Origin of the sequence: Vibrio sp. B4-6, assembly GCF_963888245.1 — a bacterium.
Lineage (GTDB): Bacteria > Pseudomonadota > Gammaproteobacteria > Enterobacterales > Vibrionaceae > Vibrio > Vibrio anguillarum.
On the sequence record NZ_CAWPIM010000068.1, the window covers coordinates 24,868 to 41,488 of the forward strand.

7 protein-coding genes are annotated in these 16,621 nt (G+C 46.9%); 3 read left to right on the forward strand and 4 right to left on the reverse strand.

All coding sequences use genetic code 11. The features are described from left to right. Window positions 1-513 precede the first annotated feature (513 nt). On the forward strand, window positions 514-1,587 hold the full coding sequence (locus AACV20_RS16345; protein WP_017048411.1) for a 3-deoxy-7-phosphoheptulonate synthase: 1,074 nt from the start codon (window positions 514-516) through the stop codon (window positions 1,585-1,587). Between the two features lie 59 nt (window positions 1,588-1,646). On the opposite strand, the gene AACV20_RS16350 is transcribed toward AACV20_RS16345, so the two are convergent. Beyond that, on the reverse strand, window positions 1,647-2,423 hold the full coding sequence (locus tag AACV20_RS16350; protein WP_017048410.1) for a 2,3-dihydro-2,3-dihydroxybenzoate dehydrogenase: 777 nt from the start codon (window positions 2,421-2,423) through the stop codon (window positions 1,647-1,649). Between the two features lie 176 nt (window positions 2,424-2,599). On the opposite strand from AACV20_RS16350, the gene AACV20_RS16355 reads away from it, so the two are divergent. Together AACV20_RS16355 and vabE are read left to right on the forward strand one after the other, a co-directional pair. After that, window positions 2,600-3,787: an isochorismate synthase gene (locus AACV20_RS16355; protein WP_013857268.1), complete on the forward strand. Its 1,188-nt coding sequence runs from the start codon at window positions 2,600-2,602 to the stop codon at window positions 3,785-3,787. Between the two features lie 3 nt (window positions 3,788-3,790). After that, window positions 3,791-5,422, forward strand: a complete 1,632-nt coding sequence (gene vabE / locus AACV20_RS16360; protein WP_170907648.1) for a 2,3-dihydroxybenzoate-AMP ligase VabE — start codon at window positions 3,791-3,793, stop codon at window positions 5,420-5,422. Between the two features lie 111 nt (window positions 5,423-5,533). Here vabE and AACV20_RS16365 read toward each other — a convergent pair whose 3' ends face one another. From AACV20_RS16365 to vabF, 3 genes are all read right to left on the reverse strand, one after another. Then, the gene (locus AACV20_RS16365; RefSeq protein ID WP_094124597.1) at window positions 5,534-6,457 is read right to left on the reverse strand and encodes an isochorismatase family protein; all 924 of its coding nucleotides are present in this window, start codon (window positions 6,455-6,457) and stop codon (window positions 5,534-5,536) included. Between the two features lie 247 nt (window positions 6,458-6,704). After that, complete coding sequence (gene vabS, locus AACV20_RS16370; protein ID WP_017048406.1) at window positions 6,705-8,018, reverse strand: vanchrobactin export MFS transporter VabS; 1,314 nt, start codon at window positions 8,016-8,018, stop codon at window positions 6,705-6,707. A 102-nt stretch (window positions 8,019-8,120) separates the two neighbouring features. Further along, the gene (vabF, locus tag AACV20_RS16375; RefSeq protein WP_170907675.1) at window positions 8,121-16,607 is read right to left on the reverse strand and encodes a vanchrobactin non-ribosomal peptide synthetase VabF; all 8,487 of its coding nucleotides are present in this window, start codon (window positions 16,605-16,607) and stop codon (window positions 8,121-8,123) included. Window positions 16,608-16,621 lie beyond the last annotated feature (14 nt).

Genomic DNA, 16,621 nt, shown 5'->3' on the forward strand with positions numbered 1-16,621 from the left:
GAGCACAAAAGAACCGTTCTAAAAACGCCTATTTCTCTCTTCGTGATACTGCTAGCACTTACCTCTAAGGTGATGAATCTGTTTCAAGGAAATCTCATCGATAAATTGACTTGTGCTCTAGCGAACAATTATATCAATCGGGGGGTAAACTAACTTTATGGCCTTTACAACATGCTCTTGAGCCCGGCTAACTATCTAGACCTTTGATATGAGCATAAGACCAGCTTGTACTCTTGGACTAAACGACCATGGTAAAAATCTTCTATTGGTAACCCCAAACGCTCACCAATCACCGTGGGCATTAATGTATTGATCTACGGCAGGAGATCAAAAAGCACAATCATCACAAACGTAATAGTGATTGATCATTGCTAACAGCTCATTTTAAACGCGTTCCCCCATTTTGATTTAAATCTGTTTACATATTGACAATTGTACAAATGTTTCACACTATCGAAAACAATTAATGATAATAATTATCATTACGTCGTAATGTTTATGCGGATAGTGCCCATGAAATCTCTACATAATGTGATGAACGCTTCATCAATCACTCCTTTACCCAATCTATACCTTCTAGACCAATCATCAGAAACCGATAATCAACGATCAATGGCCGTTCACCAACACCGCCAAGACATTCAAAATATCTTGTCGGGTCGTGACTCAAGGATGTTGGTGATTATTGGGCCATGTTCAATCCACGACCCTGAGGCTGCAATTGACTATGCACAACGACTCGCAAAGGCACAAAAACAGTTCAGCAGCACTCTCAAGTTGGTGATGAGAACTTATTTTGAAAAACCGAGAACGCGGACTGGCTGGAAAGGATACATGGTTGACCCTGATCTCAACGGTCAATTTAACTTACTCAAAGGGCTAAGCTCTAGCCGTGAATTACTCAAGTCAGTCTTAGCGCTGGGTGTACCAACAGCAACTGAGTTTTTAGATACGCATATCGCACCGTATATCGCGGACCTTATTTGTTGGGGTGCGGTTGGCGCAAGAACCACTGAATCACAACCACATCGCCAACTCGCGTCAGCATTGCACTGCCCTATTGGTTTTAAAAATGGTACTGACGGCAATACGACCATTGCAATCGATGCGATTCATGCCGCTAACGATTCACATCTGTTGATTATGGCGGGTGAGAATGGGCAACCGGTTGCGGTGCAAACTCAAGGTAATCCATATTGCCATATCATTTTACGTGGTGGTGTCACGCCAAACTATGCAAGTCACAGTGTTAAAAGTGCGGCTTATCAATTACACCATAGCCAGCTCAACAGTAGGCTAGTAATTGACTGCAGCCACGGCAATAGCGGAAAAATCGCTAAGAATCAATTGGATGTAATAAATAACATTGCCCAGCAACTGCTGTCTGGAGAGCGCCGCATTGCGGGGGTAATGTGCGAAAGCTTTTTGCAAGGCGGTAGCCAAGCTTTGAATAAAGGTCCGCTCTGCTACGGCCAATCCATCACTGATGAGTGCTTAAGTTGGGAGGATACAATGTGCTTTTTAAATACGCTCGATGATGCGGTTGCAACACTTCAACAGCAGCAATATTGTCACGCTCCAGTGTAAACGACCACTAAGGTGAAGCTCCCGTTTGCTTCACCTTGCCTATCGTCAGTGGCCTTCACCTAATTATCGAGCGTAGCGCCGCCATCCACTCTCAAATCATGCATGGTGATTTGACTTGCTGCATTCGACATCAAAAACATAACAACCCCAGCAATGTCTTCGGGCTCCGCCATTTTGCCAAGGGGTATCCCCAAACGGTACTGTTCAAGATTACCTTTTATCACTTCTCTTTCACCATATTCGCTGTTCCATAACTGCGTTTGCATTTCGGTGCGTGTTGAGCCTGGGCTAACGATATTGCATCGAATTCCATCGTTTGCAAGCTCAAGAGCTGCGCACTTGACCAACATATGCAAAGCCGATTTAGATGCCGCATATGCTCCAATATTGAGCCGAGGCGTATTCGCTGAATTAGAGCCAATCACAATAACATTGCCACGCTGGCGCGCTTTCATTCCTATCGCTACCCCTTGCAAAGCGGCTAAGGTGCCAAACGTATTGACATCAAACATCGCTTTGATCTCTGACATCGATAATTCGGTTATTGAACCAAGGTGCAATATGCCCGCGCAACTGATGAAATGAGCAAACTGATAGCGCTCATTCAGTTCTTGTACCCTTTTTTTGACGTCGTCATGATGCTGTAAATCAAGCTCATAGCAATGAAGCTGCTCGGTATAGCACGCGTTCAAACTCGCTAATTGCTGAGTTAATTGGTGGTGATTTCTATCCGTCGCTACAACTCGATAACCGCTCGCCAATAAAGATTCCAATACGGCATAACCAATCCCCTGTCCGGCTCCAGTCAATAAAACCGTTTCGTCTAATTTCATCATTTTCCTAACTTTACTCCGTTAAATCCACACTAGACCATAGCCATAACCGAATCTCATCCTCAGTTAATAACATTAATTATCATTTGTTATTGATAATTATTATCATATATAATCTGCGTACTTTAGTGGTTTGTAAAATAATAAGCAATTAGGCGTAACACGTTATTAATGGAGTTTTGGTGATGAAACGTGAAGTTATTGGGTTTTCAAAAATGGCTAATCAGCTATTGGATGAGCACTTAAAAGAATCTCCTTTCTTTTTTGCTTCGCCTCACAACACCATGCTTGGCGTGGGAATTGCTCATCAGTTCAATCAAGCGATCCCATTCTGTAAGCTGGCGGATCAAGCAACCAAGATGCTAGAAGCAGCAAAAACAGATGAGTACGACAATCCTATTTTATTTGCGACAATTCCTTTTAATGAAGAGACGGCGACGCGTTTCTTTATTCCAGAAAAGCTCTATGTTTCTGGTAGCCCACGGGCCAGTGAAAAAGAAGGGCAGCAGAGCCATAAAGCGACCATTGTTTCACCGCCAACAGGCAACGACTACAAACAAGGAGTCACAACCTTACTTGAGCTGTTTAATACCACCGAACTATCAAAAGTGGTGCTATCACGTTTAGTGAAACTCTCGACTCCACAACACATCGATCAAACTCGTTTATTGCGTAATCTGTTGTCCATCAATCGCAATGGCTACACTTTTTCTACTGAAATTGGCCCTAACGCCAAGTTAATGGGAGCCAGTCCCGAGTTGTTGTTGGCGAAGAAAGGCGGGTTTATCGTTTCTAACCCCCTAGCGGGCTCGCGGCCTAAATCAAACAACGCGGTGCAAAACCAACAGCGCTCCGCTTCATTACTTGATACGCAAAAAGATCTGAATGAACATGCCTTCGTCGTCGAGGAAGTCGAGAAAGTACTCAGCCGCTACTGCCATAACTTATTTACCCCTATGGTTCCATCAGTGATTGAAACCGAAACGATGCTGCATTTATCAACAGTGCTTGAAGGACAAGCCGATGATCCGATGATTAACTCGCTACGCATTGCAGCAGAGTTACACCCAACACCTGCGGTGTGTGGTTATCCAAGATTATCGGCTTACCAAGCGATTAAGCAGATCGAAACCTTCGACCGCGGCTACTTCACTGGCATGATCGGTTGGTGCGACGCTCGGGGGAATGGCGAGTGGGTTGTCACGATACGCTGCGCGGAAGTGAGCCAAAATGAGATGAGTGTGTTCGCTGGAGCTGGTATTGTGAATGAATCCTCACCACAAAGTGAACTCGATGAAACAGGGGCAAAAATGAGCACCATTTTGAAAGCCGCTGGTATTGAAATTGATGAATTGCTTACCGCCTAAGGAGTGGTCATGAATAATCTTAACCCGACCGATTTTACCCCTTGGCCAGAGCAATTCAGCCAGCGCTATCGTGAACAAGGCTACTGGCAACAAAGAACCTTATTTGATTACTTCAGTGATTCCGTCAAAAAAAGCCCTGACGCCATCGCACTGATTGATGATTTCGGCCAGTACAGCTATCAAAATTTATATCAGAAAATGATCAGCCTTGCGGCTGGCTTGAGCTCCCTAGGTTTGCAGCGGGGTGATAATGTCGTACTACAAATGGCCAATCGTGCTGAATTCTATCTCTGCTTTTTTGCCTTGACCATGCGGGGCATTAAACCGGTTCTAGCTCTGCCAGCGCACCGCTATCTAGAGCTGAGCTATTTTTGCCAACATACTCACGCCAAAGCCTATATTTTTTCAGACGATATCGTGGGCTTTGACGCGCAGCAAACCGCTCAGAAACTACGAAGTAGTTGCCCTTCTCTCTTGCATACCATTGTTTGCGGTCAATCCTCACACGAGCAAATTCAGGAGTTAGATACGCTTTACCACTGCGCGGGAGACGATCCTGTTACTGATTCGGTCTTTGCTGATCAAGTGGCTTTTTTCCAGCTTTCCGGCGGAACAACTGGCACTCCCAAATTGATCCCTCGTACGCACAATGACTACGCTTATAGCGTACTTGGTAGCATTCAAATTTGTCAGTTTGGTCCACAAACGAGGTATTTGTGTGTTCTTCCCGTTGCGCATAACTTTCCACTCAGCTCGCCCGGCGCATTGGGCGTCTTTTACGCTGGCGGTTGTGTCGTGCTCGCTTCCGATACCACACCGCACACCGCTTTCCGTTTAATTGAGAAGCACCACATTACCGTTGCAGCGCTAGTGCCGCCGTTAGCGCTACTGTGGATGAAATACGCCGAGTCCGCTACAGAAAACATCGCTAGCCTCACTCTGGTACAAGTCGGCGGAGCGAAGTTTAGTGAGGCCGCAGCAATGCGCTTACCGACGACTCTTCACTGTCAATTACAGCAAGTGTTTGGAATGGCTGAAGGGTTGGTTAATTACACACGACTTGATGACCCACTCAGCGTGATTGTTACTACTCAAGGACGCCCAATTTCAGCTGATGATGAAGTGATGATAATCAACGATGAGGGTGAGCCCGCTGCGGTGGGTGAGGAAGGCTTGCTCATGACCAGAGGCCCTTATACGATTCGAGGTTATTACCGAGCTCCAGAACATAACCAGCGCTCATTCACCGACCAAGGCTTCTATATCACAGGTGACAGAGTGCGTAAGACGGCTGAAGGCAATATTATCGTCACGGGACGAGATAAAGATCAGATCAATCGTGGTGGTGAAAAAATCGCAGCCGAAGAGGTTGAAAACCTGCTACTTCAACATCAGGATGTTCATGATGTGGCTTTGGTTGCTATTGCTGATGAGTTTCTTGGTGAACGCAGTTGCGCCATTGTCGTGCCAGATAACGGTAAAATGCTCAAACCCATTACTCTCAAACGATTTTTACACGCTCAAGGATTAGCAGAATTTAAGATCCCTGATCACATCCATTTCGTCGATGAATTACCCAAAACCCCTGTGGGCAAAGTCGACAAAAAATGGTTAAGAACGCAATACTCTCACTAATCATGGCAATACAGGCGCTCAAATAACTTAAAGATAAAAAAGCCGATATCGTCGATATCGGCTTTTGCTGGGCGATGCGTTCTCTTTCCCTATTCTAGTGGTCCAGTATACTCAAACTGGTTGCTCTTCAGTAGAACGCGTGTCCGTTACTTGATGTGACGACTGAGCAACAACACTAGGCTCCATCACATGCCACCACTCTCTTAAAGTTGAATATTTAATCATCTCTGAAAAGGCGCACTCTATGCCCATCTTGCGCCATGATTCAAATAAGGTAACCGCGCGGATAGAATCTAAGCCAAGAAAAGTGAGCTTCTCATCTACATCCACTTCATCTAAATCGAGATCCAATAGCTCAGCCACTTGCTGACGCATCTGTTCAAGGCTCAATAATCTGGTTTCTTGACTGTGGATCATTTGTGGTTTTAATGCCTCAAGCGAAGTCACGCAGCCAACACGCTCCGTGATGTATTTCAACGTATGATGATGATCTTCCAAAGAGAAATCAGCCACAGCATCACCGACCACAAAAGGCTGTATATCCAACATAAAGGCATCTAACGCCGTAGATAAGATACCTATATGTGCATAGACACCCACAATGATCAACTGGTCACGCTGTGTCTCTTTCATCCACTCCAGCAACGGCGTTTTCTTAAACGCGCTATAACGCCATTTGGTGTATTGGATATCCCCGTCTTCAGGTGAAAGCTCAGACACAATCTCAGTATCTTTTGTCAGCCCTGTTCCCCAAAAATCAGTCAGTAGCGCTCTCTCTACTGGGTCTTGGTTAGGGGGTTGAGCTGTGTACACCACGGGGATATTGGCCTGACGAGCCAGTGATTTCAGCTCTGAAATATTCGCTAATAACTCAGGAACGGGTGCCTGAGAATGATCAAAAAAGTTTATAAAGTACTTTTGCATATCGTGAATGAGCAGTACTGCTCTATCGGCTTGGACATGCCAGTGAACTTTGTTTTTCGGAAATGTTTCAGCCAACGGAATGGAGTAGCTGGCTATTTTGGGAATCGCCATAAATATAATCCTTGTTAAAAGAAGCTTTTCTCGTTCGTGATGCCTTAAAGCCAATAACGACTTCAGAAATAAGAGGCTCGTATTCGTCGACAACCGCCACCTAAATGGTAACAATTATCATTTCATTAATACTAAAGCAGTCTACGCATAAAAATCAATTGTTAATGAGATTAATTCTCAATTATATGTGCGGCATGTCGCTCTCGACTCACGGCAACACAACAAGAGCCCACCACAAAACGAATAGCTAATTCATCGTTTGCGCCGCAGGTTGGGAAGTGACCTCATCTGAGGAGACGTTAGGTTCTGAGCTTGTGCTAACGATAAGCGCTGGATCAAACAGAGTCGCTTGGCGTAATGAGCGAAATGCCATCACCATCAACGCACCAATTCCCGTTGCACCCAAACCAAAAGTGAGGATCGACATCGTTGGTGCTAGCACTTTACCCAACGCCCCTAAACCGAGTGCTCCAATCGAGTCTCCCGATACATCTTGCGCCGTCCATAAGCTACTTACGCGGCCTAACAGATGATCTGGAGTGTGTCCTTGTACGATCGAATATTGAATCAAAGAAGCGACCGAACCCAAATAACCATAGCCAACTAAGATGAGAGCAAACCACCAAAAATTATTCACAAGCCCCATAGCCACAATTGCTAAAAATGAACCTAACGTCGCGTAGATTAAGACCATTCCTGGCTTTTGCGACTGTTTTACCCAACCTGAAGTCAGTGCGCCACACATCGCCCCCAACGGAATGGCCGAATACATCACACCTGCGTTAGCGGCGGTGCCCTGAAATGAGACTAAAGCTAACGCAGGGAACATCACTCTAATCGCAGTTGCTAATGTTTCGAGTGTGCCAAACAGCACCACACAGCCAACCACTTTGTTTGAAAATAGAAATTGAACACCTTCATACAGTGATTGAAATGGATTCTCTGGCGAATGATGTTGCGGTTTCATCGAAGGTAATCTAAACAGTGGGATCAGCGTACAAAGCGTTCCAACAGAAGCCGCAATATAGTTCCAACTGACATCACCGACAGTGATCAGTAAGCCGCCAATCGCTGGTGAGAGAACCATACCTAATCGAACCGTTAACATGCTCAATGCGGCAGCTTCAGGTAATTTTTGTCGCCCAACAATGGTCGGTAAAGCAGCCATCAAGGCCGTCATACCCATAGCGCCAAAAAAACCATCCCACACCGAGAGGATATAGAGAGCCGCTAAGGAGGATTGCGCGACTATGCTATTGAATGCTAATGCAGCAAACCCAATACCACAGGTCGCGCGTGCGAACAAAATCAATCGACGGCGATCGTACTTATCGGCCAATACGCCTCCTAGCAGCAGGCCAACAAACATCCCGATACCATCCAATGCCATGATAAGACCTACCTGCAAGGTCGAACCGGTCATTTGATGTATCTGTATCGGCACTGCGACCGTCATCATGCCAAGAGCAAGCACTGACATCATGCGGGCCATAAAGACCATTCGGAAATGTGGGTTGTTTTTCAGTAGGCTAAAATCTAAAAATATATTCTTTATATTCATACTATTATCTATTCAAACCAGAATGTAATGCTTTCAAAACATCGCGAAGATTAAGACGAAACCAGCCTTGATACGCACTGGTTTCGTCGATGGTGGTTTTTGTTATTTTTTCAGTGCAGCCTTCGACTCCAGCAGCGTATTTAAACATTCGCCAATCTGGCGTACATTTTCTGGGGCCAAAATATCTTCATGTGAACAATCAAACTGATGTTTAATCAACTGGCCGACAAAAGATTGCCAATGAGCATCAATATCATAACCATCTGGCACCGTACGTTGCGCCACGAAAAGGTGGGCCGGACCTTGATAATCAGACGTTTGTGCCTGTGCAAGTAGACGTACCGCATCTTCATAGTTAGCGGTAATCTCATTGAACATCGCCAAACGTTGCTCATCTAATTCAATATCGGTTAGCTCATTGATGGCCAGAAACTGCTCTTTTTCACGCTCAATTTCGTACTGCTCTTCTTCATCCATCGGGCCATCCCAGCTCTGACCTTCCGGTGGATAGGTATCCAATAACCCTAAAAAGTGCACCTCTTCACCCTGCTGTTGAAGCTTCGCGGCCAATTTTTGTGCCACAATTCCGCCAAATGAATAGCCTAATAGATGGTAAGGTCCAAATGGCTGTACCTCTCTTAAGACGGGTAATAAACGATCACACACTTCTTCCATCGTTTCACTGGTCGCCATCGCTCCGCCGGGCCGAGGTGATTGCAAACCATAAATGGGATAATGTCCTGTCAGATATTTAGGTAGCCCTGTGTATTGCCAAGCAAAGCCAGAAGCAGAGTTGACGCAAAAAAGTGCTGGGCCACTTCCGGCACGGATAGGCAGCACTTCACCAAAACCAGCTAAGGTGGGGTCGTTAAAAGCATCTTCATCCAGCAACAAACTCGCCAGTTTCTCCACCGTAGGATTGACCATGATTTGACCAACTGTGACAGGTAGGTTTAGCGCTCTTCGAATATCTGCCGCTAATTTCATCGCCAGCAGTGAATGCCCGCCGAGCGTAAAGAAGTCATCATCAGCAAACAGTGTTTCGACAGCCAATACTTGAGCAAATAGCGTCACCAATTGTGTTTCAAGGCCCGGATGAGCCTTGCGCCCTACCCGTGCTGCGACGTCATTTGGCCGCGGTAATGCTTTTTTATCTAGCTTACCGTTGGCGCTCAGCGGGTAGTGATCCAGTAACACGATAGCCGCCGGAACCATATGGGCTGGTAAATGTTCGGAAAGTTCAGCGCGTAGCTTCTCGCCATTCGTTACGCTCATATCATGCGCGATGACGTAACCGATAATTTGCCGTTCATCAGCGCCTAACATACCTGAATGAGTAGAGAGCGTCTGAGCACAGACCACCGCTTGTTTTACCGCAGGAAGTGCCTGTAATGCGCTTTCAATTTCACCCAGTTCCACACGCTGCCCGCGAATTTTTATCTGATCATCACTGCGTCCTAAATACTCAATCGAGCCACACGCTAACCAACGTACGACATCACCAGTGCGGTACATTCGCTCGCCACAAGTAAATGGATTGGCGATAAACCGATCCGCCGTTAACGCACTGCGATTAAAGTAACCGATGGCTAATTGCTCGCCAGCAAGATAGAGCTCGCCCGGCACACCGATTGGTACAGCTCTTAAAAAGCTATCGAGCACATAAACTTGGGTGTTCCATACCGGTAAACCAATCGGTGCACTACGGCCAACGCTTGCGTTTAATGCCTCGCCGTAAGCTGGATAATAAGTCACGTCAACCGCCGCTTCCGTCGGGCCGTACAAGTTATGCAGCGGTGCATTAATTCTACGTGCGTACTGATGGCAGAGCTCTTTCGCAAGCGCTTCTCCTGAGCAAAATACTTGCTTGAGGCTTGGTGCTACGGTGAAACCCGTTGGCTGATTCGCTTCAATTGAGGCCATGAAAGCTGCCAGCATTGAAGGTACAAAATGCATCGTGGTCACGTGATAATCGTCAATTATTTGCAATAACCATTCAGGGTCTTTATGCGCTTCAGCCGGAGCCATCACTAAGCTCGCCCCTTCCAGTAAGGGCCAGAAAAACTCCCACACGGAGACATCAAAACTGCACGGCGTTTTTTGCAATACCACATCCTCAGAGCTCAAGGGATATTGGTGCTGCATCCACTTCAATCGGTTGACAATCGCTTGATGAGAAACCAACACCCCTTTGGGGTTACCTGTTGAACCTGAAGTGTAAAGCAAGTAGGCCGCATTTGAGGGGGTAAGCCCATCTGCGCGGTTCTGCCGCTCTGCGCGCACGGGGGCTGGTAACTTATCCAACAACAATAGTGTCGCTAAACCTTCAAAACGTGAGGTGAATGAAGAGCAAGTGATGATCAGCGCAGGCTTAGCATCATTGATCATGTAGGCCAAGCGCTCATCCGGATAACCAACATCCAACGGTAAATAAGCCGCACCACATTCGATAATACTGTAGATCGCCAAGCTCAAGGTTGCGCTGCGTGGCAAGGCAACAGCAACAATATCCCCGGCCTTAACACCTTGCTGAAGCAGCAAATCGGCAATAGCGGCCACCTGCTCAGCCAGTGCTTGATAGGTAAAACGGTGCTCACTATCAATTAAAGCCAACTGATGTGGAGAACGTTGTTGCTGCGTGATCATCAAATCACGCAGTGTCGTGCGTTCAACGGCGGTTTTGGTCTGGTTGACGCGTTGCTGCAATTCAATTTCGCCACTTAACCGCAGATCCCATTCAGCGAAAGGCTTATCACTCGACACCATAAACTCATCCAGCATTTGCTCAAATCGTTGTACGATCTGTTTTGCTACGCCGACTCGGTCTCGATATTCAAACAGGATATGCAGTTGCTCTCCCGGTAAGACGAGAATGGTTAATGGATAATGGGTATAGCCACGATTGTGGATGGCCATTAATTTCGCGCCGCTAAAATCTTGCTGGTACCAACGGCTATGATCTGGATAGTTTTCGACCACCAGTAAAGTATCAAAGAGTGTTTTTCCACCCACCAGTTGCTGGATCTCACCCAAGCCAAGTTCATCGTGCTCCAGTAATTGGATTTGGATCGCTTGGTGCGATTTTAATTGCTCACTCAAACTAAGGTGAGGTTGCAGTGTCACACGGACAGGCACGGTATTACTGAATAACCCTATCTGTTCATCAATACCGGCAATACGGCTGAACCGACCAGAGATTGGCGTACCAAAAACCACCTCTTCACGGCCCGTCATGCTGGCGAGAATACTCGCCCAAAGGCCTTGCATTAAGGTGCTCATGGTTAAACCATGATGTCGTAAACACTGATTTAACTGATCCGTTTTATGCTTTGATAGCCATAACTGATGCTCGTTAACTTCCTCGCTAAGTGGAATATCATCAAAAGCCATACTCGGCTGGACATCAGCTAATACTTTGCACCAAAGCTCGGTCGCAACGGTTTTATCACGCTGCGTTAGCTGGCTCACAACATGAGCATAGCCGACGGTTACCGGAGGTAAATTCGAGACCCCTTGGGCGTATGCACTGAGAAAGTCATTCAATAAAATCGGCGTTGACCAGCCATCGACCACCAGATGATGTGCCGAAAGGAGCAGTGTGCTTTGCTGATCACCATGAAAAATCAACTGGGCCTGCAACAGGCTGTGGGTAGGATCGTTAAGGTCAAACTGGCGGCTTAGCTCTTGCTTCTCTAACTGATCAATCAACGCGCTTTGCTCATCACCACTCATGTTTGTTATGTCATAACGTGTCAGTGGCCAACTTGGATTAACCTGCGTCATCACCTGTACAGTGCGCCCCAATATCGAACTATCAAATCGAGCGAGCAACTGCGGATGACGCCTAATCACCGCATTAAGCGCTTCGCTCACGCGATGCTCAGACAGTTGACCTTGGAAAGTAAGACGCGTGGTGGAGTTATAACTGCTATTTTTATCCCCTAATTGAGATTGGAACAGTAATCCTTCTTGTAAAGGCAATGCTGGCAGTACATCCGCTAACTTGCCATAGTGGTGTTGCAATAGGCTCGCTTGTCGCAGTGTGATTCCCGGCTCGGTATAGTCAGCAGGTACAGAGAGGTCCAACTCAGCACTATCGCCAACTTGTAGCGCTTGCTGTATTTTGAGCAGCTCACTTTCAATCTGTTGGCTCAGCGACACCATTTCCTGTTGGCTGAACAGATGAGCATTCCAAGACCAGTTGAGCACCAATCGCGGCGTTGCCGATTCTTCGACGAAAATATTTAGCTCTAAGGGATGCTGCAAAGCACGTTCACTGTTTAAGGTGACGGCAAATGTATCGGCAAACTGCCCACTATATTGCTGTGGTGACCACTGACCATCACTGCTTTGGAAACGGCCAAGGTAATTAAACAGCAATGACGGTTGGCGTGTATTCGCCAACGTGCGTAACTCATCTCGATACGGATTATCAAGATAGCGCAGCACCATATAACCTAGCCCTTTATCTTTCACACTGCGCTTACTTTGCTTCACTTCACGTAACCGCTCGCGGTAATCAGCATGCTTTGGCACGCTAATGATCAACGGATATTCGGTGGTAAACCACCCTAGGGTTTGATTGAGATCGATCCCCTCTTTACACTCTTCACGGCCATGAGATTCGACGTTCACTTTAATCTCTTCACACCCATAAAGTCTTGCGATCGCCCCCGTAACCGCGGCTAATAGCATCTCTTCAATATCGAGATTCATCTGGTGTGTGGGTAATTCAAATAAAGGCTGCGTAACGGCATGAGAGAGTGGCGTACGCCAATGCGTCATGCGTATTTTATCGACAGGATCCTTGATGGGAGCAACAGCACGCTGTGCCTGCGCTCGCCAAAATGGCATTTGCGCAGCAGCGACCGCTAAATGTTGATACAGCGCTTTTGACCAACAATGGATACCGGTAACCTCCTCAGAAATCACCGCCACTTCACCTGTGACTTGTGCTTGAGTTAATGCCTGCAACTGCGGAAGCAATATTCGCCAAGAGACACCATCGATAAGGAAATGGTGAGCAAGGATCATGAGACTTTTACGCCCACTGCACTCCGTTATCATCATCAAGCGTAATAGCTGACCCGATGATATTGACATCGACTGACTGCGCTGGCTAAACAGACTGTCCAACACGGGGCCATCTAGCCTCTCAACCGAAACCGATTCAACCCAGTTTTTTACATCAAGATTTTGCAGCGCCTCAATATGGTATTGCTGCTCTTTTTGGACCAAGCGACACACGGAATGGTTGGCGACCAGTTGCACTAAACTGGCTTGCAAGTGCGCTAATTGGGTTTCGCTTTCCACCTCAACAAGCACACTTTGCACATAACTGGTTGTATTAGAAAATGTCTCCTCAAACCATTGCCACATAGGTAGAGGCCGAATAATGCCTTCTTGTTTCTCGCGCTGTTGTTGCTGTAGTGGCACCATTTGGCCCGCCATCATACCCAGTTGACGGGCTGCAAAAATAGCTTTGGGTCGTAGATCATAGCCCGCCGTTCGCAATCGCGTCCCAAGGCTCATTGCCGAAATACTGTCCCCGCCTAGGTTAAAGAAGTCATCTGACATTCCTACGTCACTGACACCGAGTAGCTCGGTGATCGCATCACATAACAGCTGCTCTGGTTGGGTTATTGGGGCCACGCGTTCGCTACGCGTGCCTGCCGAGTACTTAGGGAGCGCTTTTCTATCGATTTTCCCATTCACATTCAAAGAGAAAGCATCCAAGATCATCACATTGGCTGGCTGCATATAGTCAGGCAGCGCCTGTGCGATAAGACTTTGCAGTCTTTGCTCTGTGAACGCGGGTTGAACTGACTCACCCTGAGCCCCTTTCTCTAAAGTACAGTAAGCCAATAAACGATGAGTATCGCCAACAGGCTCTGCCACGACTACCGTTGTATTGACACCATCAATCGCATTAATAGCACTTTCTACATCGCCCAATTCAATACGAAAACCGCGAATTTTGATTTGGTGATCACACCGGCCAACAAAATCCAGTAACCCATTGTCTCGCCACTTCACCAAATCACCAGTGCGGTACATTATCTTGCCATACGCAAAGGGGTTCGCCACAAAACGTTCTGCTGTCATACTTGGCTGGTTGAGGTAGCCCTTTGCTAACCCCGCACCCGATAAATAAAGCTCACCCACCTCACCAATAGCGACAGGCTCTAAATTTTCATCAAGCACGTAAACACAAGCACCGGCAATCGGTCGACCAATGACAGGCGATGCATCTGCATCAAGCGAAGCGCTGATCGCATCAACCGTAAATTCTGTTGGTCCATAAAAGTTTTCCACCAGCAGTTCGGGAAACTCACTCACACGTGACCAAAGCTTTTGTGGTATGGCTTCACTACCAATCAAAACTAACGTCGGCACGTGAGCACTCGTCATTAATCCACTATCGAGCATTTGATCAAACAGTAAAGGCGGTAAATCAAGAGCATCGATATTATCTTCAGCAACACACTGAACCAGTTCGTAGGCGTCTTTCCGTTGTTCATCGTCATACAAATACATAGTATGGCCAGACAACATCCAGAGTACTTGCTCCCAAGAAGCATCGAAGGAGAATGACGTCGTATGCGCTGCACGAACAGTAATAGCTTGTTCTGGTAACTGACGACGTGTCGCCAGTTTTCTGATAGCCGCAGAAAAAATCGAACCTTGATGAGAGCGCAGTAAATTCAACAGCGCTCCATGTGTGTTCATGACCCCTTTCGGGTGACCAGTCGAACCTGAAGTAAAGATGATATAAGCCACGTCGCTGTGACTGATCGTCGGTTTGGGTTGTGGCGCAGTGTGAATGCGAGCCAATTCAGGAAGAGCAATAAACCTAGGGACGTAGCTTATCGATGAATAAGCCATGTTTTGCTCATCCTCCTCCACAACTAAGCACCAAGGACGTGCTTGTTCAACAATCGATTCAATACGTTCAACGGGATAATCAAGATCGATAGGCAGGTAAATCGCACCCGCTCGCAAAATCGCTAGCATAGTCACGACGCTTTCAGGCCCACGTCGTAACGCGACACCTGCAATATCGCCTTGGCGCAAACCTGCGGTAATCAGTTGATCCGCTCGAGTTTCAATGAGGTGATTGAAAGCATCAAATGTCCAACGCTGCTGTTTAAACACCAAGGCATCTTCGTTTGGCTTGCTCTCAACTGTCTGCTGCCACACATCCAGCACAGTTTGCTCTGCTTCATGTTCATGTTGTGGCCCCACCGACCACAAAGCAATCTGCTGCTTCTCGCTCGGCGGGATTAACTCTACCAAATCAAGTGGCTGTGTTGGATGGTTGGCAATCTGCTCTACCATCGCAACGAAACGAGCGGCATGAAGTTCTAATGACTCTTGGCTATATTTGGTGCTGTTGGCCGTGATATTAACACTCAGTGTCTGACCATCGAGCACTGGCGAAAATTCAATCTCATCAATCGGACCTGCCGAGAGGATATGTGTCTCAGTCTCTACGCCAGATAAACTCAGTGCAGCTTCAAAGGGTTTAAAGTTGAGTATCGGGCCATAGAGCGGCTGGCCTACTAATCCCAAATCACGCTGGATCTGCTCAGCGTCATACATCTGGTGGCGACGAACTTGGCGGATAGTTTTATTCATCTCTCGCGCCACATCAATAATGCTCATTTGTGGATGAAGTGACAGCGCCACCGGCAGTACATTCACTACCGCACCAGCGGCACAAGTGGCGGCATTGCCCATTCGGCGCATAAAGGGGACACCAACACACACTTGCTCTTGCCCAGAATGTAAATGGAGATAAGCAAATACCATCGCCATCGCAAGCTCGGCAGGTAACAACTGTGGACTATTGCGAGTTAACCACTCTCCACCGATTAATGGCACGGTGTGAGTGATCGTGCTCGATGATGTATTGGCTGCGCTACCTGTGGTGAGCGAAATAATATTGGGTAAATGAGCCGCTTGCGTTTGCCAAAAGTCATACGCCTGCTGGCGCGCTGCTGAGTCTAAAAATTGCTGATATTCTTGAATTACATCACTAAAAGCGCTGAACTCTTGAGGTTTCGCAGCGCCAATCCGCCAATGGTTATATAGTTGGCAGATGTATTGACTGATGGCATTCACGCTGAACCCATCCACGTCAATATGATGGTAACGTTGATACCAAAACCATTGCGGTGCATTGCTTGAACCAACATCAATTAAACAGTGTCGGAAACGCCTCTTTCTTGATGAAATGTCCAACCGCTGCGCAAGATCGTGCTTCATCCACTCCCGAGCCGACTCTTCTGGCAAGGCGGCTTGTGAAAAGTCGAGAATCTCAAGCCTCTGCCCTTCTTCATCCGCTGGATAAAACTGCTGCCTCACGCTGCCATCGCTCTCTAGATAATGGCAGTGGAGGGAATCAACGCCTTGCAAGCCGATGGCTACCGCGTTTGAAAATAACTCAATATCGATTTGACCTTGAATAACCACGTAGTGGGCAACATTAAATTGCTCTGGATTGGTCATCATCTGCTCGGCAAACCAAATACCTTGCTGTGTGCCGATAAGAGGCCACTGATCCTCTTGCACTGATGAGTTGTACATCTCTTTATTCCTAA